This is a genomic window from Amycolatopsis alba DSM 44262, from assembly GCF_000384215.1.
Taxonomy (GTDB): Bacteria; Actinomycetota; Actinomycetes; order Mycobacteriales; family Pseudonocardiaceae; genus Amycolatopsis; species Amycolatopsis alba.
Genome location: NZ_KB913032.1, coordinates 436653 through 458333, shown reverse-complemented (window position 1 = coordinate 458333; position 21681 = coordinate 436653). Strand labels below are relative to the sequence as shown.

Below are 21681 nucleotides of genomic sequence, written 5' to 3'. Positions count from 1 at the left end.
GAGCATCTTTGTGGTCAAGTTATTAAGGGCACATGGTGGATGTCTTGGCTTCAGGAGCCGATGAAGGACGTGGGAGGCTGCGATATGCCTCGGGGAGCTGTCAACCGAGCTGTGATCCGAGGATTTCCGAATGGGGAAACCCAGCACCAGTTATGTGGTGTTACCCGCATCTGAATATATAGGGTGTGTGGAGGGAACGCGGGGAAGTGAAACATCTCAGTACCCGTAGGAAGAGAAAACAACCGTGATTCCGTGAGTAGTGGCGAGCGAAAGCGGAAGAGGCTAAACCATGCACATGTCAAGCTGTCAGGCGTTGTGTGTGTGGTGTTGTGGGACCCAGCGTCGAGGATCTGACAGTCCTCGGAATGATTGCGCGTGTTAGTGGAACGCCTTGGGATGGGCGACCGGAGTGGGTGAGAGTCCCGTACGCGAAAACACGTTGTGGATTGTTTGTCTGGTGTTCCCGAGTAGCAGCGAGCTCGTGGAATTTGCTGTGAATCTGCCGGGACCACCCGGTAAGCCTAAATACTTCCTGAAGACCGATAGCGGACTAGTACCGTGAGGGAAAGATGAAAAGTACCCCGGGAGGGGAGTGAAAGAGTACCTGAAACCGTGTGCCTACAAGCCGTCAGAGCCCGAGCACATCCTTGTGATGTTGAGGTGATGGCGTGCCTTTTGAAGAATGAGCCTGCGAGTTAGTGCTGCGTGGCGAGGTTAACCCGTGTGGGGTAGCCGTAGCGAAAGCGAGTCTGAATAGGGCGAATATAGTCGCGTGGTCTAGACCCGAAGCGGAGTGATCTACCCATGGCCAGGCTGAAGCGTCGGTAAGACGACGTGGAGGGCCGAACCCACTTAGGTTGAAAACTGAGGGGATGAGCTGTGGGTAGGGGTGAAAGGCCAATCAAACTCCGTGATAGCTGGTTCTCCCCGAAATGCATTTAGGTGCAGCGTCACATGTTTCACCGCGGGGGTAGAGCTACTGGATGGTCTAGGGGCCTTACCGGGTTACCGAAATCAACCAAACTCCGAATACCGTGGTGTGAGAGTGTGGCAGTGAGACGGCGGGGGATAAGCTTCGTCGTCGAGAGGGAAACAGCCCAGAACACCAGCTAAGGCCCCTAAGTGTGTGCTCAGTGGGAAAGGATGTGGGATTGCCCAGACAACCAGGAGGTTGGCTTAGAAGCAGCCACCCTTGAAAGAGTGCGTAATAGCTCACTGGTCAAGTGGTCCTGCGCCGACAATGTAGCGGGGCTTAAGCACACCGCCGAAGCTGTGTCATTCACACATACAGATCGATGCTTCCCTTGAGGGAGTGTCCAGTCGTGTGGATGGGTAGGGGAGCGTCCTGCATCCAGGGAAGCGGCGGCGGAAGCCAGTCGTGGAGGGTGCGGGAGTGAGAATGCAGGCATGAGTAGCGAATGCAGAGTGAGAAACTCTGCCGCCGGATGACCAAGGGTTCCTGGGCCAGGCTAATCCGCCCAGGGTAAGTCGGGACCTAAGGCGAGGCCGACAGGCGTAGTCGATGGATAACGGGTTGATATTCCCGTACCCGAGCACGTGCGCCCAGGATGAGGCGGTTGATACTAACCACCCAAAGCCTCGTGTTGAAGCCTTCGGGTGAATGCGCGAGTGTGGAGCGTGGGATCTGATTCCGTAGTAGTCGAGTGATGGGGTGACGCAGGAAGGTAGCTCCGCCAGTGAGTGGTAGTACTGGTGTAAGCGTGTAGGCCGAATGGTAGGCAAATCCGCCATTCATTAAGGCTGAGACGTGATGCGTAGCCGATTGAGGTGAAGTAGAGTGATCCTATGCTGCCGAGAAAAGCCTCTAGCGAGTGCGTGCACGGCCCGTACCCCAAACCAACACAGGTGGTCAGGTAGAGAATACTAAGGCGATCGGGTGAACTGTGGTTAAGGAACTCGGCAAAATGCCCCCGTAACTTCGGGAGAAGGGGGGCCAAACACTCTGAAGCCCTTCGCGGGCTAGGGGTGGGTGGCCGCAGAGACCAGCGGAAAGCGACTGTTTACTAAAAACACAGGTCCATGCGAAGTCGCAAGACGATGTATATGGACTGACGCCTGCCCGGTGCTGGAACGTTAAGAGGACCGGTTAACCCTTCGGGGTGAAGCTGAGAATTTAAGCGCCAGTAAACGGCGGTGGTAACTATAACCATCCTAAGGTAGCGAAATTCCTTGTCGGGTAAGTTCCGACCTGCACGAATGGCGTAACGACTTTCCGGCTGTCTCAACCACAGGCCCGGCGAAATTGCACTACGAGTAAAGATGCTCGTTACGCGCGGCAGGACGGAAAGACCCCGGGACCTTTACTATAGTTTGGTATTGGTTTTCGGTTCGGCTTGTGTAGGATAGGTGGGAGACTGTGAAGCTGGCACGCTAGTGTTGGTGGAGTCGTTGTTGAAATACCACTCTGGTCGGATTGGGAATCTGAACCTCGGACCATGATCTGGTTCAGGGACAGTGCCTGATGGGTAGTTTAACTGGGGCGGTTGCCTCCTAAAGAGTAACGGAGGCGCCCAAAGGTTCCCTCAGCCTGGTTGGCAATCAGGTGTTGAGTGCAAGTGCACAAGGGAGCTTGACTGTGAGACAGACATGTCGAGCAGGGACGAAAGTCGGGACTAGTGATCCGGCACCACCTGGTGGAAGGGGTGTCGCTCAACGGATAAAAGGTACCCCGGGGATAACAGGCTGATCTTGCCCAAGAGTCCATATCGACGGCATGGTTTGGCACCTCGATGTCGGCTCGTCGCATCCTGGGGCCGGAGTAGGTCCCAAGGGTTGGGCTGTTCGCCCATTAAAGCGGCACGCGAGCTGGGTTTAGAACGTCGTGAGACAGTTCGGTCCCTATCCGCCGCGCGCGTAGGATACTTGAGGAAGGCTGTCCCTAGTACGAGAGGACCGGGACGGACGAACCTCTGGTATGCCAGTTGTCACGCCAGTGGCATGGCTGGTTGGCCACGTTCGGAAGGGATAACCGCTGAAGGCATCTAAGCGGGAAGCCTGTTCCAAGATGAGGTATCCCACCCCATGTGGGTTAAGGCCCCCAACAGACCATTGGGTTGATAGGCCAGAAATGGAAGCACAGTAATGTGTTGTCGAGTTGACTGGTACTAATAGGCCGAGGACTTGCCCACAAAGATGTTACGCATCCACTCTACAGCTCTGAAACACCACACAACCACCAATTTGTATTGGTGGAAGTGGTTGTTTCACAGTGTTTCGGTGGTTATAGCGTCAGGGAAACGCCCGGTCCCATTCCGAACCCGGAAGCTAAGCCTGACAGCGCCGATGGTACTGCAACCGAAGGGTTGTGGGAGAGTAGGACACCGCCGGACTAACATTGAAGAAGGCCCAGATCGGTCGAGAACCCCCGAGGTTCTCCCGATCTGGGCCTTTTTTCTATACCCCGCACCCCGTCACACACGTGCCTGTGCTCGTCACACACGTGACCAGAGACGGAACACGCGTGCTTGAACGGCGAACACCCGTGATCAGACGGACGACACAGGGCCATGTCAGTGTCGTCCATCCACACACACGTGCCGCCCCCCTGGGCACAGATGATCGCCCTCCGATCACGCGAGTCACGGGTTCAAGCACGCGAGTTCGGCGTTCAAGCACGTGAGTCACGGGGCGAGGCACGCGAGGGTGGGGTCAGACGGGGCGACGGCGAGGGCGGGGCGGCCGCATTCAGGGGACTACATGCGGGAGGGGGCGGGGCGCCGCAGGTGGTAGATGTCCATGATCCAGCCCTTCCGTGACCGCGCCGCGGCGCGAGCGGCGCGGATCTCGGCGGCGAGGCCGGCGGTCAGAGGACCCGACAGCAGGAGCTCGTCGCGGGTCCCGAGGTACGCGCCCCAGTAGATCTCCAGCCCCGTGTCCGCGAAGTTCGAGAACGTGCATTGCGCGTCCAGCATCACGAAGACGTCGTCCACGTCCGCGGGCCAGCCGGCTTCGAGGCGACGGCCGGTGGTGATCAGGACCGGCCTGCCGATCTGGTTCATCGTGGTCCGGTGCCGTGCCGTCAGCGCGGCCACGCTGCTGACCCCCGGAACGACGTCGTACTCGAACTCGACGTTCCCCCTGGCGTGCACGGCGTCCAGCAACGTGAGGGTCGAGTCGTAGAGCGCCGGGTCACCCCACACCAGGAACGCGCCCCGCTCATCGGGACCCAGGGAAGCGATCATGGTTTCGTAGACGTCGGTGCGGAGCCGGTGCCAGTCGGCGACGGCCTTCCGGTAGTCGGCAGGGGTACGGTCGCGTTCGGGGTCCGGCGCCCGCACGACGCGGTAACCGGGCCGCTCGACGAACCGGTCGAGGATCTCCTGGCGCAGTCCCACCAGGTCCTGCTTCTCTGAACCCTTGTCGAGGACGAAGAACACATCGATCTCGTTCAGCCGCCGGACGGCCTGGACGGTCAGGTGTTCCGGGTCGCCGGCGCCGATGCCGATGGCGGAGATCTTCCTCATTTCCGCAGTGTGCCCGCACCCTCCATGCACACCCCTACCCCCATGGGGTATAAAAGAAATGATCGCTTCGTTTGTCCTGTAGAGGAGTTCGTACCGATGGCCGAAACCACCTACACCGTCAAGGGCATGTCCTGCGGGCACTGCGCCTCTTCCGTCACCGAGGAGGTCAGCGGGATCGTGGGCGTCAGTGCCGTGAACGTGGACGTCGCCAGCGGCAAGGTAACCATCACCAGCGACACCGCGCTCGATGTCCAGATCGTGGACGCGGCCGTCACCGAAGCCGGTTACCAGCTCGTCTCGTGAGTACCGCCGTCAAGGTGTCGGCGTTCGCCGCGGCTCTGGCCGCGGTGTTCGTCGTCGCCTGGGCGATCGGTTCGGCCGTCGGGCCGCTGGACGAGAAGCCGCCCGCGCCCGCGCCGACCAGCGTGCACGAAGGCCATCACGAGGGACACACGGGAGGCACGCCGTGACCGCCGGGACCTCCCAGCGTGTCGAACTGGCCATCGGCGGGATGACCTGCGCGTCCTGTGCCGCACGCGTCGAACGCAAGCTGAACAAGGTCGACGGCGTCTCCGCCACGGTCAACTACGCCACCGAGAAGGCGCAGGTCGACTTCCCCGCCGCGCTCTCGGTCGACGACCTCGTCGGCGTCGTCGAGTCCGCGGGCTACACGGCCCAGCCACCCAAGCCCGACGAGGACGCAGACAGCACGGACGGTCTCCGGCGGCGGCTCCTGGCCTCCGCCGTGCTCGCGGTGCCGGTGATCGTGCTGGCGATGGTTCCGGCCTGGCAGTTCACCTACTGGCAGTGGGTCTCCCTGGTCCTGGCCGCCCCCGTCGTCACCTGGGGCGCGTGGCCGTTCCACCGCCCCGCCTGGACGAACTTCCGCCACGGCGCCGCCACCATGGACACCCTGATCTCACTCGGCGTCGTCGCCGCCACGCTCTGGTCGCTGTACGCGCTGCTGTTCGGTACCGCCGGAGTCCCCGGCATGCGGCACGGTTTCGCGCTGACCATGGAACGTGGCTCCGGCGCGGGCAACCTCTACCTCGAGGTCGCCGCCGGGGTGACCACGTTCCTCCTCGCGGGCCGCTACTTCGAGGCCCGGTCCAAGCGCCGCTCCGGCGCAGCTCTGCGCGCGCTGCTCGAACTCGGCGCGAAGGACGTCGCCCTCCTGAAGGACGGTGCCGAGAGCCGTGTCCCGATCGGCGAGCTGAAGGCGGGCGACGAGTTCGTCGTGCGGCCGGGGGAGAAGATCGCCACCGACGGTGTCGTGACCGACGGCGGATCCGCGGTCGACCTGAGCATGCTGACCGGTGAAGCCGTCCCGGTCGAGGTGACCGTCGGCGACAACGTCGTCGGCGGGACGGTCAACGCCGGCGGCAGGCTCGTCGTCCGTGCCACCCGGATCGGTGCCGACACCCAGCTCGCGCAGATGGCGCGGCTGGTCGAGGACGCGCAGAACGGCAAGGCACGGGTCCAGCGGCTCGCCGACCGCGTGTCGGCCGTGTTCGTCCCGGTGGTGATCGCGCTCGCGGTCGGCACGCTCGGCTTCTGGCTCGGCGTGGGCAGCGGCGCGGACGCCGCCTTCACCGCCGCCGTCGCGGTCCTGATCATCGCCTGCCCGTGCGCGCTCGGCCTGGCCACGCCGACCGCGCTGCTGGTCGGCACCGGCCGCGGCGCGCAGCTCGGCATCCTCATCAAGGGGCCCGAGGTGCTCGAGTCCACGCGTGCGGTCGACACCGTCGTCCTCGACAAGACCGGCACGGTGACCGCCGGGAAGATGAGCCTCACCGACCTCCATGGCGACGACGACGTCCTCCGGTTCGCCGCGGCGGTCGAGCACGCTTCCGAGCATCCGATCGCCCGCGCGATCGTCGCGGCCGCCGAAGAGCGGCTGGGTGCGCTTCCGCCGGTCGAGAAGTTCCGGAACGCCGAGGGGCTGGGCGTCGTCGGGCAGGTCGAGGGCAAGACCGTCCTGGCCGGGCGGCCCGCCCTCCTCGACCAGCACGGCATCACCGTCGGCGACGAGTTCGCCCAGGTCAAGACGGCTGCCGAAGCACGTGGCGCGACCGCCGTCGTCGTCGCCTGGGACGGTGAGGCGCGGGGTGTGGTCGTCGTCGCCGACACGGTCAAGCCGACGTCGGCCAAGGCCGTCGCCGAGCTGAAGGCGCTCGGGCTGCGGCCGGTCCTGCTGACCGGCGACAACACCGGATCCGCGCAGGCCATCGCCGCCGAAGTGGGGATCGACGAGGTCATCGCGGAGGTGCTGCCCGCGGACAAGGTCGACGTCGTCAAGCGGCTGCAGGCGCAAGGCCGGGTGGTCGCCATGGTCGGCGACGGCGTCAACGACGCGGCCGCGCTCGCGCAGGCCGACCTCGGCCTCTCGATGGGGACCGGGACGGACGCCGCGATCGAGGCCGGTGACCTGACACTGGTGCGCGGTGACCTGCGTTCGGCCGTGGACGCCATCCGGCTCTCGCGCCGCACGCTCGGCACGATCAAGGGCAACCTGTTCTGGGCGTTCGCCTACAACGTCGCCGCGCTGCCGCTGGCCGCGCTCGGCCTGCTCAACCCCATGATCGCCGGGGCCGCGATGGCGTTCTCCTCGGTTTTCGTCGTCACCAACAGCCTGCGGCTGCGCCGGTTTCGCGGGGTCGCGTGATCAGGAGCGGACAAGCCGGGCGATGGCGTCGGACGCCTCCCGGACCTTGAGGTCGGCCTCTTCACCGCCCGCGGCGGCGGCCTGGACCACGCAGGTGGCGAGGTGCTCGTCCAGCAGTTCGAGGGAGAACGACTGCAGCGCCTTGGTGGCCGCGGACACCTGGGTCAGGATGTCGATGCAGTACTTGTCCTCTTCGACCATCCGCTGCAAACCGCGGACCTGCCCCTCGATCCGGCGCAGGCGCTTGAGGTAGGCCTCCCGCTCGCTGCCGTATCCCGTCATCCCGCACCCGCTCTCTCGTGGTTCCCTGCCGTCGCCCACTATACCCTCCCCACGTATCCACTCCGGGCGGGTGGAATTCGCGGGTGCCAGGATGTCGAGGACGATCCGGCGGCTCCGACTCCTGCGTGAGTGGCCGGGCACCCGGCCGGATGACCAGGAGGAACCCCGATGAAGTACATGATCATGATCACGATGAACCCCGCCGCCTGGGACGCTCTCCCCGAGGAGGAGCGCAACGAGGTGGTCGCCCGCATCGACCCTTTCATGAAGAAGCTCACCGAGAGCGGCGAACTGCTGGGGACGCAGGCGCTGGGGGAGCCGAAGGAGAGCACGGTGGTCCGGGTGCGTGACGGCGTCCCGGTGGTCACCGACGGCCCGTTCGCCGAGTCGAAGGAGTACCTGGCCGGCTTCTACCTGGTCGAATGCGACAGCAAGGAGCGCGCGATCGAGATCGCGGGCCAGGTCCCGGACGCGCACATCAACGCGATGGAGGTCCGGCCGGTGGTGTATTCGTCCGGGGACGACGCCTAACGCCTAGGTGGCGGCCGCTTCGGCGCCGGTGCGGGCCTCGGGCCTGCTCCGGCGCTGAACGGGCACTTCCGGTTCCGCGGTGACCGCCAGGACCGTACCGGCTTCCGCGAGCAGATCCCGGCAGCCGAGCAGCTGTTTCAGCACGTCATCGCGCAGGCCGAGGGCCACGTCGGCCTTCTGCCGCGCTTCGGCGACCAGGCGCTCGCCCTTCTCGGCGGCGTCGTCGAGCAGTTTTCGCGCCCGTGCCTGCGAGGCTTCGTCCCGCGCGGCGAGCGCCCGCATCGCCTCGGCCCGGCGCAGCGTCATGGCGCGCTCGAAGTCTTCGGCGATCCGTTTCCGTTCCGCCTCGGCCTTGGCGGCTTCCTCGGCGGCGCGCGCGGTGATGTCGTCGGCTTCCTCGCGGGTGAGTTCGAGCATCCGGCGTGACCGCTCCTGGAGCGCGTCCGGGGCGATCGGCACGCGGCTGATCCGGTCGACGCTGTTCTTCAGTTCCCGGTTTTCCTCTTGGGTGGCGGTGAGCCGGGCGGCGAGCGCCTCCCCGCGCCGGATCGCTTCGTCGCGTTCGGCGGCGACTCGGCGCAACTCGGTTTCGACCTCGCGAACGAATTCCCGGACCTGTGCGCGGTTGAAGCCACGCCACGCCAGATCGAAGCCGGGCATCTCCATTGGTCACCTCCACAGTGGGCGATCTGTCACCGGTGCGTGCTTTGTCGAACAGCAGAGTTGTTGCGGCACGGGGGCTTTCCCCGTCCAGTGTGCCTGAAGCCCCGACGACACGCGTCACGGGTGGGTGATCTTGCGCCGAACGGTCGGGAGCAAACGGGAAGAAGGGGCATCCTTCCCCCGGTGGGAGAATGGACGACCATCGTTTCACCCTTATTGGAGGTGGCCGCGTGACGAGCAGCCGAATTCGGGTCCCTGGCTGGAATACGGCGACAGCGGCCGAAGGATATCGGCAGGTCAGAGAGAACATCTCGATCTTGCTCGCCGACCACGCCGGCGCGGGGGAACGGACCGTCCCGGCTTGTCCACAGTGGACCGTCCGGGACCTGCTCGCGCATCTGACCGAAATCTGCGACCGGGTGATCACCCGGTTCGGGGGTGCGGCCTGCCCGATTCCGGAGACGGCGTCGGCCGCCGAACTGCTGCGGCTCTGGACCGAACGCGGACCCGAGGCCGACGCGCTCCTCGCCGCCGACGGCGAAGGCAAGAGCCGCGGCGACATCATGGTGATGGACGCCTTCACCCACGAACTCGATCTCCGGTACGCGCTCGGCGCTCCGCCGCCCGAGGCGCACGCGGCCTGGCTGCGCGGTTTCGAAGTGCTCGTCAGCGGCCTCGGCGCCTCGCTGGGCAAGCACGGGCTGCCAGGGATGCGGATCGAAATCGAGGGCGCGACCTGGATCGCCGGCACCGAACCGGTCGCCGCGGTGCTCTCGGGCGCGCCGGTGGACGTCTACCGGTCGCTCGCCGGGCGCCGGAGCCCGGCCCAGATCGCCGCCTTGGACTGGCTGGGCGATCCCGAGCCGTGGCTCCGGGCCTTCACCTGGGGGCCGTTCACCCCGCCGGATGAGCCTGTCGAACGCTGATCAACCGGTCGGGGACATCGAGGACAACGCCGCGGCCAGCGCGAGCACCACGGCCACGATCAGCACCTCGACCCCGACGCTGACCCGCAGTTTCCGCAGGTCGGCGGTCACGACGCCGGTGCCGCCGCGGCCGGAGATCCCGCGGCGCACCGCGTTCCGGCTCAGGTTCGCGACCAGCAGCAACGCGGCGAACCCGGTCAGCTTCAGCAGGAAGACGATGCCGTAGGCCGACGTCCAGAGCGCCTCCACCGACGGGACGAGCCGGAAGCCCAGGTACGCGCCGCTGACCACCATGATCACGATCGACCAGGTGGCGATCGGATGGAACCGCGCCAGTGCCGGTTCCGCCTCCGACGCCGAGTACTTGCCGCGCAGGAGCACGGCCAGCTGGATCAGCCCGCCGACCCAGACGGCCATCGCGCCGAAATGCGCGAGGTCGGCGCTGACCGAGAGGAACATGATCTTGTCGGCCACCGCGTGCCCGGTCGCGGAGAAGCTCAGCATCACGAGGAACCCGGCCGCGATGCCGAGGTTCTCGTAACGCGACTTCAGCCTGTCCGGCAGGTCGTCCATCAGCAGCCGTCGCACGATCACGGCGAGCGCGACGATCGCGGCCAGGCGCAGGAGCAGGAGCTTCCCGTACGCCACCCGCAGGGTCGCCTCGATCAGCGCCGGGTCGAAGACCGAACCCGCGCCGCGGCCCGCGACGTACGGGCCTTGCAGCAGGAACCCGGCCACGGCCGTAACGCCGGACAGCCACAGGCCCGCGGTGAGCAGCTTCCGCGCCGCCGGGTCCGTCCGGCCGCCCGGACGGCAGACCAGCACGAACACCATCCCACCCAGCAGCGCGACACCGCCGAACGAGCCCCAGCGGAAGGTGGTGAACAACGCGTCGGTGACCGGATCGGTGCCGGTGGAGGCGGACACCGCGCCCGCCGAGGTGATCAGGGGGCCGGTGCCGATCACGAAGGCGAACGTGCCGCGCACCGGATGCGAGTCGGTGGAGACGAAGGCGTACTCCACGAGGTAACTGCCGTCGGGAAGATCGGGCTCGAGTTTGACGGCGACCTGTTCGGCGACGTCACCGGGCTGGAACACCGGTCCGGACACGACGTTCGTGCCTTGCTGATCGACGACCTTGATCGAGTTCGGCTGGATGCCGATGTTCTCCGAAAGGGTGATCGAGATCAGAGGCGGCGCCGAGGTGAGCCGGGCGCCGTCGGCGGGATTCGAGCCGAGGAGTTCGACGTGGGCCGAGGCCGGGGCCGCGGCGAACACCGCGACCCCCAGCCAGGCCGCCACGAAGGCCAGGAGAGCGAAGAGCCTCCTGGTCACGATGCGGCGGTGGCCAGCTCACGCCGGCTTTCGGGCGAACACGTGCAGCCGGTCAGCTCTCGTTCGGCGGCGGGCGCCTTCCGGTGCACGATCATCGCGATGATCATCGGGATGGTGACGATCGTGTTGTAGAACAGGTGCAGTTCCACCCGCGGGATGAACAGCTGGATGATGCTGCTCGGCGCGGTGCCGCCGCCGAGGCGCCAGCCGGTCTGCGCCTGGATCAGCAGGAGCAGATGCTCGATGTGGTGCCAGAACTGCAGGCCGAGCGCCAGGTTCCACCACTGCCGCGAGCGGCCGGCGAAGCCCTTGCGCAGGGCGAACAGGAAGACCAGCATGACGATCGCGTAGCCGTAGTGCAGCCACTCGGAGCTGATCAGCTTGGGGAACGGGATGCCGAGCACGCCACGGGCGTCCGAGGTCTTCCAGCCGAGCACGTAGATCTGGAACGCCTGCACGAGGTGTTCCGCCCAGTGGGCCAGCACGACGAGCGTGAAGATGTTGAGTGCCGCGCGGTGGTATTTCCCGTTGAGCGAGGCGAGCAGACCGGGACGGTGGGGATCGAGTGCGGCCATGAAGGGCTCCTTGGAGGAAAAGACCGGCCGGTGACGGACATCGACGATATCTCGCTCGCCGCCGGTTTTCGTTACTCCGGATTGCTGAGCTGATCTGCGGACTTACGCCATTCGGCTGCTCGGTACAACGAATGGCGTAGGCAAAAGCACCGTGTGTCACGAAAAACGGAATCGGCGGTCAGCGGATGACGATTCCGGGTGACACCTGGGGTGCGGCGGGGATGTGGAACAGCCCGGTGAACAGTTCCAGGTATTCGAAGGCGCCTTCGACCCGGACCTTTCCGGTCCGCATCGCGTCGTCGGCGGTGAGTTCCCCGCTCAGCAGGTCCTTGATGTACGGGCCCAGCGGTTCGATGATCGCGTCGGCACCGGGATGCGCGCCGTCCGCGACCTTGAGCGCGCCGTCCTCGACGATCGCGTGCAGGACCATCCCGCCGGGGTAGTGCAGTTCGTAGGTGACCTGGACGCCCTTGGCCTTCTCGCTCTGGAAGGTCGTGTACAGCGAGAGGATCGCCGCGTCCAGGGTGAAGACGTCCTCGGGGGCCGGGCGGCCGAGCGACCGCGCGCCCCAGAGGCCGAGGTCCAGCACGATCTGGTCGAGCTCGCTGCCGTACTCGGTGAGTTCGTAGATCACCGCGGCGTCGAGCTGGGGGAGCAGGCGGCGGCGGAGCACACCGGACTGTTCGAGTTCGTTGAGCCGCGCGGACAGCGTGCTCGCCGGGATCTTCGGCAGCCCCGCCTGCAGTTCGGTGAACCGCTTCGGGCCGAGGACGAGGTCACGGACGATCAGCAGCGACCAGCGTTCGCCGATGATCTCCAGCGCGCGGGCCAGGCCGCAGAACTGCCCATAGGTACGACTCATCCGCCGATCCTCACTTTCGGTTGCCGTGGCAGCAGTGGGTTTCACGCGGGTTCGCCCTCGGAAAGCAGGTCGTGGTGCAGGACCTGCAGTTCGTCGCAGGGTTCGACGCCCAGTTCATTGTTGAGCCTCGACCGCACCTGACGGTAGGTCGCGAGCGCGTCGGATCGGCGCCCGCTGCGGCCGAGCACCCGGATCAGCTGGCCGTGCAGGGCCTCGTCCAGCGGGTTCGCGGTGACCAGGGAGCGCAGTTCGCCGATCAGCTCGTGCCGCATCCCGGCCGCGATGTCCGCCTCGATCCGCAGGTGCAGGGTGCTGCGCCGCTGTTCGACGAGGTCGACCGCGTACGCCGACAGCACCGGTCCACAGTGGACGTTCGCCAGCGGCGGCCCGGACCACAGGTCGAGCGCGGACCGGAAGGCCTTCGCCGCCTCGGTGTGCTCGCCCCGCAGCTGCAGTTCGCGGCCCTTCTTCTGCAGGGCCTGGAACTCGAAGACGTCCACCTGGTCCGGTTCGATCCGGAACAGGTACCCCGGCGGTTTCGTCGCCAGCATGGTCTCGCCGTACGGGGCGAGGTCGTTCTCGTCGATGCACCGGCGCAGCTGGTAGACGTAGGTGTGCATCGTGGTGCGGACGCTGCGCGGCGGGTCGTTCGCCCACAGTTCCTGGACGATCGAGTCGATGTGCACGATCTTGCCGGGGCTCATCACCAGCATGGCCAGCACCTGCAGCAGCTTCGGCGTCGTCGGCGCGTAGTCGATGCCGTCCCGCATGAGTTCGAGCGGGCCGAGCAGGGTGAAGCGGACGGGGCTTGCGGACGCGGCCGGAATCGGGTTGGGTGCCGAGCCGTGGTGCGTGTCCGCTACTCGTGATCCGGGGTACATCGCAAGCGCCCTCCAGCTCGATACGCGTCGTGACCTGTTTCCCAGTGCTTCGACAGTGACAGAGCGGCGGGGCACCGGGCCAGTGAGCCGTCCACCAGGTCCCGCGTGCGTGCGTCCCGGAAAAACGTGGGTTTTTCATGCTCGACCCATGAAACGCGCACTGGCCGGTGCACGCCTTCGCCCAGCAGGATGCGGGGACCGCACCGACCTACGGGGGTTCCCATGCGCGAGGCAGTGTCGAACGGGTCCGGCTCGATCAGCGGCGGTCTGGGCTTCAAACGGCATCTGCGCGCGGAGATCAGCGAGGGCAACGGCGCTTACCTGTTCTCGGAACAGGGTGTCATCGCGATGCGCGGCGCGCAGGTCGCGTCGGTGGCGGCCCTGCTCGACGGCACCCGTGACCTCGACGGACTGCTCTCCGCCTGCCCGGAGGGGATGAGCGCCGAACAGGTCACCGGTGTCCTCGCCAGGCTGGTCGAGGCGGGCCTGGTCACCGTCCGCGTCCCCGACGAACTCAGCGGGGACGAACGCGCGCTCGCCTATTGGGACGCGTGCGGTCTCGACGCGTCCGCGGTGGCCTGCCGTCAGAAGCCCGCCACGGCTAGCCTGACCACGATCGGCCGCGGCGTCGACACCTCCCAGGTGGAGAACGCGCTCAGCGCGAGCGGGATCGAAGTGGTCGACACGGCTGCCGAACTGGCCATCGTGCTGTGCGACGACTACCTCGACCCGAGGCTGGCCGGGATCGACGCCGAACACCGGCGCACCGGGCGGCCGTGGCTGCTGGCCAGGCCGTCGGGTTCGCAGGTGTGGATCGGCCCGATCATGCAGCCCGGCCGGTCCGGCTGCTGGCACTGCCTGACCAACCGGCTGTGGGGGCACCGGCACGCGGAAGCCTGCGTGCAGGAGGTCCTCGGGCACGACGGACCGGCCTCGTTCCCGATCCCCGCCGTGCCGCCGCTGACCGCGGCCGCGTCGCACCTGATCTCCCTCGAAGCGTCCAAATGGCTGGCGGGACACCGCTATCCGGGGCAGCAGGCCGTGTGGATCCTGGACACCCTCGACCTGCAGGGGCGGCTGCACGAACTGCGGCGGCGCCCGCAGTGCCCGGAATGCGGTGACGAAGGGATCGTCGCCGCGCGCACGGCCGAGCCGGTCGTGCTGCGGGAGGCCAAGAAGGCGACGTCGGGCGGCGGCGGGCACCGGACGCTCACCCCGGTCGAGGTGCTCGACCGCTACGGCCACCTGGTCAGCCCGGTCACCGGCATCGTCAAGGAGATCGCCCGCGACCCGAGGGCGCCGGCGTTCGTGAACGCGTACCGCTCCGGGCTGAACGTCGCGCGCCGCGTCCGCGGTGAGGCAGGGCTGCAGGCCGGGCTGCGCGGGGACAACGGCGGCAAGGGCGCGAGCCCGATCGACGCCGAGGTCGGCGCGCTGTGCGAGGCGATCGAACGGTTCTCGGCGAACTACCAGGGCGACGAACTGCGGATCCGTGACACCTTCCGCGCGCTCGGCGAGGACGCCGTCCACCCGAACTCGTGCATGCTCTTCGACGAGCGCCAGTACGAGAACCGCGACGAATGGAACGCCAGGCACGCGATCTTCCAGCACGTCCCCGACCGGTTCGACGACGGGAAGCCCGTCGACTGGACGCCGCTGTGGTCGCTTTCGCAGCAGCGCCGGAAGCTGATGCCGACGGCGTACCTCTACTACGGTGTGCCGCCGGAGTGCGGGATCACCGGGATGCGCGCGGACTCCAACGGCTGCGCGGCAGGCAGCAGTATCGAAGACGCCGTCCTGCAAGGGCTTCTCGAACTCATCGAACGCGACGCCGTCGCGATGTGGTGGTACAACCGGCTTCCCGTGCCCGGCGTCGACATCGCGTCGTTCGACGACCCGTGGGCCGAGGAGATGGTCGGCCAGTACGCGCGGGCAGGCCGGGAACTGTGGGTCCTCGACGTGACCGCGGATCTCGGTATCCCGGTGATGGTCGCGCTGTCCAGGAGTATCGCCGGACCGCGCGAGAACGTCATGATGGGGTTCGGCGCCCACCTGGATCCCAGGACGGCGCTGCGGAGGGCGGTCAGCGAGCTCAACCAGATGATCCCGGCGGTGCTCGCGAACGACGTCGAACTCGACGATCCCGACGCGGCGCGGTGGCTCCGACACGCCACGGTCGCCAACCAGCCGTATCTGCTGCCGGCGCCGGGGCGTTCGGCGAAACGGGCCGCGGACTTCAAGTTCGTCCGGCGGCCCGACGTACGGGACGACGTGGAATGCTTGGTACGCAAGCTTTCCGCGTTGGGGATGGAGACGCTCGTGCTGGATCAGACCAGGCCCGACATCGATCTTCCGGTGGTCAGGGTGGTCGTTCCGGGGCTGCGCCCGTTCTGGAGCCGCTTCGCCCCAGGCCGGCTGTTCGACGTGCCGGTGCGCTTGGGCAGGCTCGCCGAACCGACCCCGTACGACCGGCTGAACCCCTTCCCCATGTTCTTGTAGATCCGGCTGGAGCGACAAGTGAGGACAGATCCCCCCGGCGGTGTGGCCGAGACGATCCCCTTGTGGTCGCTCACCGACGACAGTCTTGTCGAAATCGGTGAGGACGGCTCCTTGGTGGTCGTCACTCGGTGGGGGGAGTACGACTTCGATCGTGCGGAGCCGCTGGTCCGGGAATCGTTGCGGCGGATGGCTCTGGGGCCGGTCTCGCTGGCGAACGTGACGTCCTCGTGGGAACCGGTCGAGCGCGAGCCCGACCTCGAAGGCGAGTTGAGCTGGACGGCCGAAGGCGCCGACGCGCTGCGGCAGGCGCTCAAGGAACTCGGCGGTTCCGTGGTGCGTTCGCTCGGTCTCGCCGACGGCAGGGGACCTTTGCTGTCGGTGATCCCGGTGGCGCTCGCGCCGGTGTTCGTCCCGGTGGAGATCCCGGCCTCGCGGCCGATCCGGTTGTCCCGCTTCAGTTCCCTGCGTTCCGACGCCTACGGGATGGGGCTGGAGTCGCCGTCCGCGCGGTACCGCGTCGTGCTGTACCAACCGTGGGCCGTGCACGTCGCGGCGACGCTCGCGACGGCGAAGTCGGTCGGGGACATCGTGGCCACGACCGGGATCGGGCCAGGGGTGGTCGGGGCGATCGTGTCCTACCTGGTCGCCGCCGGCGTCGTCCAGGTCGCCGGGGAGGAGGGCCGGTTCGCCGAGGACGAAGACCCGGAACTGAGCCTGTGGTCGCCGGACGAACTGCTCTTCCACACCACGAGCCGCACCTGGCGGCCCGGTGGACCGGCTGATCTGCCTGGGCTCGGAAGACCTCCGGTGGTCAAGGCTTCCACCGGCGAGGGACCGGTCTATTCGCTGTACCGGCCGGATCTGACCGAGCGCGCGGCGACCGATCCGACGCTGACGGCGTTGCTGGAGAACGATCACACCTGCCCCGAGTTCACCGAGGGCGTGCTGTCCGCCGAGCAGATCGGCGAATTCCTGTTCCGCGGCGCGCGGATCCGGTCGATCGGGCCGGCACACTTTCCCAACGGCCCGGCGCACAGCGCGTCGCAGCGGCCGTATTTCAGCGTCGCGTGCCTGTACGAGCTCGAGTTGTACGTCTCGGTGAACCGTTGCTCGGGAGTGGATCGCGGGATCTACCACTACGATCCGCTCGAACACCGGCTCAGCCTGGTCAACGACGACGAGTCCGATCTCGACGCGATGCTCGACATGGCGATGATCGGCGGCGGCAACCACCGGCGGCCCTCGGCGCTGATCACGGTGACCGCGCGGATGCCGCGGATGGCGTCGGTGCTCGGCGGCGGCGCGTACGCCACGACGCTGGCGCATGTCGGCGCGCTGCAACAGACCCTGTACCTCGTCGCCCGCGCGATGGGACTGGCCGCGCACGCCGTCCCGGTCGACGCCGGTGACCGGGTGGACCGCGCGCTGAAGCTCGAATGGCCCGCCGAGGTCGGCGTGGGCGAGTGCGTACTGGACCTGCCTGCCTGACCGCGCGTTTGGTCGGCTGCTTGCGTCCCAGGTGGACGGCTTCGGGACGAGGGCGCGTTGTGAAAGCCACTTTCGCAACGTTGAAGGTTGCGAAAGTGGCTTTCGCGACATGCCCTCGCCTCGGCATCGACCAAGGTCGTGAAGGCCTCCTTCCCTACCTTCAGGGTAGGCAAGGAGGCCTTCACGGATCTCCACGGTCACCTTGACGCGCGTTTGGTCGACTACTCACCCCGACAGCGGTTCTCCGTTCGTGCCGTCGCTTCGACCGTTCGCCGATCGCGCAGGGCTGAGTAGTACCAGTACATGGTCCATCTCGATCGCGTGTCGAGTGCTCCGAAATCGATGACGCGTTTGCTGGCGTGCAGAGGAAAAGCGACAGCGAATCCGAGGTTGGTCTGATGCAGCTACGAACAGTCGCCACGGCGGCGAACGAGAAAGGCGTCATCGAACCCGGTCGGCTCCCCGAGCCGGCGTCACCCCTGCAACCCGCGGTCCTGCAGGCCATCTCATCGATGCACGCGCGGTACTTCGACCCGATCACCTTGGGCGACCTGGCATCGGAAGTCTTCGTCAGCCCGTTCCACTTCTCGCGGATCTTCACCAAGGCGACCGGCGTGACCCCCGGCCGGTATCTCACCGCGATCCGGCTCTTCGAAGCGAAACGGCTGCTGCTGACGACGTCGCTGACGGTGTCGGACATCGTGTGCAGCGTCGGCTACAGCAGTGTCGGCACGTTCACCAGCCGCTTCACCCGTGCGGTCGGGATGACCCCGACCCAGTACCGCGACCCCGAGGTCGGCGAACTGCTCGTCGCGCTGGCCCCGCATTTCCAGCGGCTGCCGACCCTGGAGGCCTTGCACAGCGCCGGAATGGGCTGCGCGACGATGCGCAGCGGCACCGGCACGATCAGCGTGCGGGTCGAGACCCCGCGCGGGGCAGGCCCGGCGAGTGTCCTCATCGGACTGTTCGCCGAGTCGATCCCGCAGTGCGGCCCGGTCGCGTTCGGCGGCAGGGCGAACGTCCTGTCGGCGGACATCGAGATCCAAAACGTGCCCGAGGGCCGGTGGACCGTCATCGCGGTCGCCGAGCACGCCGCCGGGACCGCGGCCTCCTCGTTCTCCGTCGGCACCCTGCCCGGCCGCGTCGACATCACCCGCTACGGCCGGGTCCACCTGCGGATGCCGATGCGCACGCCGCGGCCGACCGACGCGCCGATGGCGATCACCCTCGCCGGCGGCCCGACCTCCACCGGCAACCGGATGACCATGCCCGCTCCCGACTACCTTCGCGCGGCGGCCTGACCGAGGCTCTCTTCTGCCAGGTGCCAAGTCCGTGAAGGCCTCCTTGAGGGACTCTGAGTCCCTCAAGGAGGCCTTCACGGACCGGTGCTCGTGGGTGGTGAGTCCTGAGAAAGGTTATTCCCGTGTTCTCCTGGGTTCGCAAACGGGGAGAATCGCGGGCGCAACCGTGGAGTAGCTGCCTCACAGCCACGCATGTGAGCCTTTAACCAGTCCGCAGAATTCGAATCCACCCGTTAGGGGGAGAGTGCGTTGGGCAATGGTTGGCGCACGATCAGGCGTCGCATGATCACTCCGGACGTCTCCGAGACGTCGCTGGACAAGCGCGGTTTTCACAAGAAGAGCCCGGCCGCTCAAGAATTGCTGGAGACCGTCGGCGAGAAATTCCTGCTCGGCTACGCGCACGCGGTCGAGGCGCGTTCCGTCGACCAGGCAGAAGAATGGCTCGAACGCATTCCGGTGAAATACCGCGGCTTCGCCTACGAAGGCGCGGGAATGGGTTACGGAATGCTGGACGGCCTGCCCGGCGGGGGGCGCGGGCACATCGCGGACTTCCTCGCCGGTCCCGGCGAGAAACACGACTACATCATCTACGTCGGCGTCGGCTGGGCGATGGCGCGGCTGCCGCGCTTCCGCTGGCCGTCGGCCGAGGACTTCGACCCGTTGCTGCGCTGGCTGGTGCTCGACGGGTACGGCTTCCACCAGGCCTATTTCAAGACCGCCAAGTACATCGACGGCCAGTTCCAGGACCCGAACTTCACCTGGCCCGCCGGAAACAACGGTTACTCGCTGCGGGCGATCGACCAGGGCATCGGCCGGGCGCTGTGGTTCATCTGCGGCACCGACGTCGATCTGGTCACCGACGCGATCGCGAGATTCCCCAAGCAGCGTCACGGAGATCTCTACGCCGGTGTCGGGCTCGCCTCGACCTACGCGTGCGGTGTCACCTCCGACGAACTGCTGAAGCTGGCCGAGTTCGCCGGTGAGCACCGGGGAAACCTGGCACAGGGCAGCGCTTTCGCCGCCGAAGCCCGCGTCCGCGCCGGGCTGCTGATCCCCGAGACGGAGGTCGCCACGCAGGCGATCTGCGGGCTGCCGGCCGAGCGCGCCGCGGCCATCACGCAGGAAGTGCGCCCGGCTGTCGTGGTCGACGGCGAACTCCCGCATTTCGAAACCTGGCGACAGCGCATCGCCGCCGAGGTACTCACTTCTGGAGGTGCAGGTAAATGACCGCGACCTTGGGCTGGCTCCGCAAGCAGCTTGCGGGCATCGTGGCGCTGTTGCTGATGTCGGGACTGTTCGTGGTGGCGCAGCTGCCCACGGTCTCGACCGCCGAGGCCGACACCATGGCCTCGAAGTACGCGTTCGAACCGCTGACGATCGCCCTGCCGGAAGCGGCGAAGAGCCAGTCGATCCGCACGGTGAACAAGGAGTACGAGCACATCCGTGCCTGGATCTCCTCGGTGGGCGCCGCGATCGCGGTCAACGACCTCGACGGCGACAAGCTCGCGAACGACCTGTGCTTCGTGGACCCGCGCAGTGACCAGGTGGTCGTGACGCCGACGCCGGGCAAGGGCGGTGACCGGTACAAGCCGTTCGCACTCGACTCGGCACCGTTGCCGATGGGCAAGTACATCGCCCCGATGGGCTGTGTGCCGGGTGACTTCAACGAGGACGGCCGGGTCGACCTGCTGGCCTACTACTGGGGCCGCACCCCGATCCTGTTCCTCTCGAAGCCGGGCGCGACCAAGCTGGAGCCGTCGGCCTACGAGCCGGTGGAACTGGTGCCGGGCAACAACTCCAAGAACGGTGAGTACGCCGGTCCACTGTGGAACACCAACGCCGCGACGGTCGGTGACTTCGACGGCGACGGCCACCAGGACATCTTCATCGGCAACTACTTCCCCGACAGCGCGGTGCTGGACGACCGCGTCGAGGGCGGGGTCGAGATGAACAAGTCGATGTCGCACGCCGACAACGCCGGTGGCAAGTACATCTTCCGGTTCACCGGCGCTACCCAGGGTGCGAAGCCGACGGCCACCTTCGTCTGCGACGACCAGGCCATCCCGGCCGACGCCCGCGGCGGCTGGTCGCTGGCTGCCAGCGCCACCGACGTCGACGGCGACAACCTGCCGGAGCTCTACATCGGCAACGACTTCGGGCACGACCGCCTGCTGTACAACAAGTCCCGCCCCGGCAAGGTCGAGTTCGCCGAGGTGAAGGGGATCCGCGGGGCCAACGAGCCGAAGTCGAAGGTGCTCGGCAACGACTCCTTCAAGGGCATGGGCGTCGACTTCGCGGACCTTGACCACGACGGTCTCTACGACCTGTACGTCAGCAACATCACGACGTCGTGGGGTATCGAGGAAAGCCACTTCCAGTTCATGAACACCGCCAAGGACACCGCGGATCTGCGCGGCCGTCTGCAGGGCGGCGAGGCGCCGTGGGTGGACCGCAGCGCGCAGGCAGGCACCGCGTGGTCCGGCTGGGGCTGGGACGTCAAGATCGCCGACTACAACAACAGTGGCGAATCGGTGATCACCCAGGCGACCGGTTTCGTCAAGGGTGACGTCAACCGCTGGCCGCAGCTGCAGGAACTGGCGACGTCCAACGACGAACTGCTGAAGCACCCGACCTTCTGGCCGAACATGCGGGCCGGTGACGACGTCGGCGGCGACCACACCCTGCACTTCTGGGCCAAGAGCGCCGACGGCCGCTACACCGACCTGGCCCCGCGCCTCGGTCTCGCGGTCCCGGTGCCCACCCGCGGTATCGCCACCGGTGACGCCGACGGTGACGGCAAGCTCGACTTCGCCGTGGCCCGCCAGTGGGAGCAGCCGATCTTCTACCACAACGTCAGTCCCGACTCCGGTTCGTACCTGAACCTGAAGCTGGTGCACGACAAGGCGTCGTCCGACGGCCCGCTCAAGGCCGCGGGGACCGCCGCGATCGGCGCGCAGGTCACCGTCGTCACCCCCGACGGCAAGAAGTACATGGACCGCGTCGACGGCGGCAGCGGGCACTCCGGCAAGCGCAGCCACGAGATCCAGATCGGACTCGGCAAGGTCACCGGACCGGTGAAGGTGCACCTGCAATGGCGCGACCTGACCGGGCAGATCCGCATCCAGGAAGTCCAGCTGACGCCGGGCAACCACACGTTCCAGCTCGGCGCTCAGGCTAAGGAGAAGTGAC

The 21681-nt window shown here is 66.8% G+C and carries 17 protein-coding genes and 2 rRNA genes; 12 read left to right on the top strand and 7 right to left on the bottom strand.

Annotated features, from left to right (window positions below; all coding sequences use genetic code 11):
* Window positions 1-12 precede the first annotated feature (12 nt).
* Together AMYAL_RS0102025 and rrf are read left to right on the top strand one after the other, a co-directional pair.
* Window positions 13-3149 (top strand): 23S ribosomal RNA (locus tag AMYAL_RS0102025).
* Window positions 3150-3233: 84 nt separating this feature from the next.
* Window positions 3234-3350, top strand: a 5S ribosomal RNA gene (rrf, locus tag AMYAL_RS0102020).
* Between the two features lie 363 nt (window positions 3351-3713).
* Here the strand turns inward: rrf and cobF are convergent.
* Window positions 3714-4484 (bottom strand): precorrin-6A synthase (deacetylating), encoded by a 771-nt coding sequence (gene cobF / locus AMYAL_RS0102015; protein ID WP_020629628.1) that lies wholly within the window; start codon window positions 4482-4484, stop codon window positions 3714-3716.
* A 96-nt stretch (window positions 4485-4580) separates the two neighbouring features.
* Here cobF and AMYAL_RS0102010 point away from each other — a divergent pair, with 96 nt between their 5' ends.
* Genes AMYAL_RS0102010 through AMYAL_RS0102000 form a run of 3 tightly spaced genes read left to right on the top strand, consistent with a single transcriptional unit; the run spans window position 4581 to window position 7149 of the window.
* Window positions 4581-4787, top strand: coding sequence for a heavy-metal-associated domain-containing protein (locus AMYAL_RS0102010; RefSeq protein WP_020629627.1), 207 nt, complete (start codon window positions 4581-4583; stop codon window positions 4785-4787).
* Entirely contained in the window at window positions 4784-4954 is a 171-nt protein-coding gene (locus AMYAL_RS49790) for a hypothetical protein (protein ID WP_020629626.1), read from the top strand. Before AMYAL_RS0102010 ends, AMYAL_RS49790 begins: the two co-directional genes overlap by 4 nt.
* A 41-nt stretch (window positions 4955-4995) precedes the next feature.
* Window positions 4996-7149 carry a heavy metal translocating P-type ATPase gene (locus AMYAL_RS0102000; RefSeq protein WP_143267926.1) on the top strand — a complete coding sequence of 718 codons (2154 nt, stop codon included), beginning with the start codon at window positions 4996-4998 and terminating at the stop codon, window positions 7147-7149.
* Here the strand turns inward: AMYAL_RS0102000 and AMYAL_RS0101995 are convergent, their stop codons facing one another.
* A complete protein-coding gene (locus AMYAL_RS0101995) occupies window positions 7150-7431 on the bottom strand; it encodes a metal-sensitive transcriptional regulator (protein WP_005154208.1) in 282 nt (93 codons plus the stop codon).
* Window positions 7432-7599: 168 nt separating this feature from the next.
* On the opposite strand from AMYAL_RS0101995, the gene AMYAL_RS0101990 reads away from it, so the two are divergent.
* Complete coding sequence (locus AMYAL_RS0101990; protein ID WP_020629624.1) at window positions 7600-7962, top strand: YciI family protein; 363 nt, start codon at window positions 7600-7602, stop codon at window positions 7960-7962.
* 3 nt (window positions 7963-7965) lie between these two features.
* On the opposite strand, the gene AMYAL_RS0101985 is transcribed toward AMYAL_RS0101990, so the two are convergent.
* A complete protein-coding gene (locus tag AMYAL_RS0101985; RefSeq protein WP_020629623.1) occupies window positions 7966-8628 on the bottom strand; it encodes a hypothetical protein in 663 nt (220 codons plus the stop codon).
* Window positions 8629-8855: 227 nt separating this feature from the next.
* On the opposite strand from AMYAL_RS0101985, the gene AMYAL_RS0101980 reads away from it, so the two are divergent.
* Complete coding sequence (locus tag AMYAL_RS0101980) at window positions 8856-9551, top strand: maleylpyruvate isomerase family mycothiol-dependent enzyme (RefSeq protein WP_051137494.1); 696 nt, start codon at window positions 8856-8858, stop codon at window positions 9549-9551.
* Here AMYAL_RS0101980 and AMYAL_RS0101975 read toward each other — a convergent pair whose 3' ends face one another.
* The 4 genes from AMYAL_RS0101975 to AMYAL_RS0101960 form a co-directional block, all read right to left on the bottom strand.
* The gene (locus tag AMYAL_RS0101975; protein ID WP_020629621.1) at window positions 9552-10886 is read right to left on the bottom strand and encodes a copper resistance CopC/CopD family protein; all 1335 of its coding nucleotides are present in this window, start codon (window positions 10884-10886) and stop codon (window positions 9552-9554) included.
* Window positions 10883-11461, bottom strand: a complete 579-nt coding sequence (locus AMYAL_RS0101970; RefSeq protein WP_020629620.1) for a hypothetical protein — start codon at window positions 11459-11461, stop codon at window positions 10883-10885. The genes AMYAL_RS0101975 and AMYAL_RS0101970 overlap by 4 nt, the downstream gene beginning before the upstream one ends.
* Window positions 11462-11639: 178 nt before the next feature.
* The gene (locus AMYAL_RS0101965; protein WP_020629619.1) at window positions 11640-12323 is read right to left on the bottom strand and encodes a winged helix-turn-helix transcriptional regulator; all 684 of its coding nucleotides are present in this window, start codon (window positions 12321-12323) and stop codon (window positions 11640-11642) included.
* Between the two features lie 41 nt (window positions 12324-12364).
* Complete coding sequence (locus AMYAL_RS0101960) at window positions 12365-13204, bottom strand: AfsR/SARP family transcriptional regulator (RefSeq protein WP_020629618.1); 840 nt, start codon at window positions 13202-13204, stop codon at window positions 12365-12367.
* A gap of 222 nt (window positions 13205-13426) precedes the next feature.
* On the opposite strand from AMYAL_RS0101960, the gene AMYAL_RS0101955 reads away from it, so the two are divergent.
* From AMYAL_RS0101955 to AMYAL_RS0101935, 5 genes are all read left to right on the top strand, one after another.
* Window positions 13427-15703, top strand: coding sequence for a TOMM precursor leader peptide-binding protein (locus tag AMYAL_RS0101955; RefSeq protein ID WP_020629617.1), 2277 nt, complete (start codon window positions 13427-13429; stop codon window positions 15701-15703).
* A 42-nt stretch (window positions 15704-15745) separates the two neighbouring features.
* Window positions 15746-17191 carry a SagB family peptide dehydrogenase gene (locus AMYAL_RS0101950; RefSeq protein ID WP_020629616.1) on the top strand — a complete coding sequence of 482 codons (1446 nt, stop codon included), beginning with the start codon at window positions 15746-15748 and terminating at the stop codon, window positions 17189-17191.
* A 398-nt stretch (window positions 17192-17589) separates the two neighbouring features.
* Window positions 17590-18492 (top strand): helix-turn-helix domain-containing protein, encoded by a 903-nt coding sequence (locus tag AMYAL_RS0101945; RefSeq protein WP_020629615.1) that lies wholly within the window; start codon window positions 17590-17592, stop codon window positions 18490-18492.
* Between the two features lie 270 nt (window positions 18493-18762).
* Window positions 18763-19719, top strand: coding sequence for a DUF1702 family protein (locus AMYAL_RS0101940; RefSeq protein ID WP_280632822.1), 957 nt, complete (start codon window positions 18763-18765; stop codon window positions 19717-19719).
* The gene (locus tag AMYAL_RS0101935; RefSeq protein WP_020629613.1) at window positions 19716-21680 is read left to right on the top strand and encodes a CRTAC1 family protein; all 1965 of its coding nucleotides are present in this window, start codon (window positions 19716-19718) and stop codon (window positions 21678-21680) included. The genes AMYAL_RS0101940 and AMYAL_RS0101935 overlap by 4 nt, the downstream gene beginning before the upstream one ends.
* The last annotated feature ends 1 nt before the right edge of the window (window position 21681 follow it).

Coding starts and splice junctions, on each gene's coding strand:
- AMYAL_RS0101960 (WP_020629618.1), bottom strand. CDS start 13,204: ATGTACCCCGGATCACGAGTAGCGGACACGCACCACGGCTCGGCACCC.
- AMYAL_RS0101945 (WP_020629615.1), top strand. CDS start 17,590: ATGCAGCTACGAACAGTCGCCACGGCGGCGAACGAGAAAGGCGTCATC.
- AMYAL_RS0101955 (WP_020629617.1), top strand. CDS start 13,427: ATGCGCGAGGCAGTGTCGAACGGGTCCGGCTCGATCAGCGGCGGTCTG.
- cobF (WP_020629628.1), bottom strand. CDS start 4,484: ATGAGGAAGATCTCCGCCATCGGCATCGGCGCCGGCGACCCGGAACAC.
- AMYAL_RS0101970 (WP_020629620.1), bottom strand. CDS start 11,461: ATGGCCGCACTCGATCCCCACCGTCCCGGTCTGCTCGCCTCGCTCAAC.
- AMYAL_RS0101995 (WP_005154208.1), bottom strand. CDS start 7,431: ATGACGGGATACGGCAGCGAGCGGGAGGCCTACCTCAAGCGCCTGCGC.
- AMYAL_RS0101935 (WP_020629613.1), top strand. CDS start 19,716: ATGACCGCGACCTTGGGCTGGCTCCGCAAGCAGCTTGCGGGCATCGTG.
- AMYAL_RS0102010 (WP_020629627.1), top strand. CDS start 4,581: ATGGCCGAAACCACCTACACCGTCAAGGGCATGTCCTGCGGGCACTGC.
- AMYAL_RS0101965 (WP_020629619.1), bottom strand. CDS start 12,323: ATGAGTCGTACCTATGGGCAGTTCTGCGGCCTGGCCCGCGCGCTGGAG.
- AMYAL_RS0101985 (WP_020629623.1), bottom strand. CDS start 8,628: ATGGAGATGCCCGGCTTCGATCTGGCGTGGCGTGGCTTCAACCGCGCA.
- AMYAL_RS0101990 (WP_020629624.1), top strand. CDS start 7,600: ATGAAGTACATGATCATGATCACGATGAACCCCGCCGCCTGGGACGCT.
- AMYAL_RS0102000 (WP_143267926.1), top strand. CDS start 4,996: ATGACCTGCGCGTCCTGTGCCGCACGCGTCGAACGCAAGCTGAACAAG.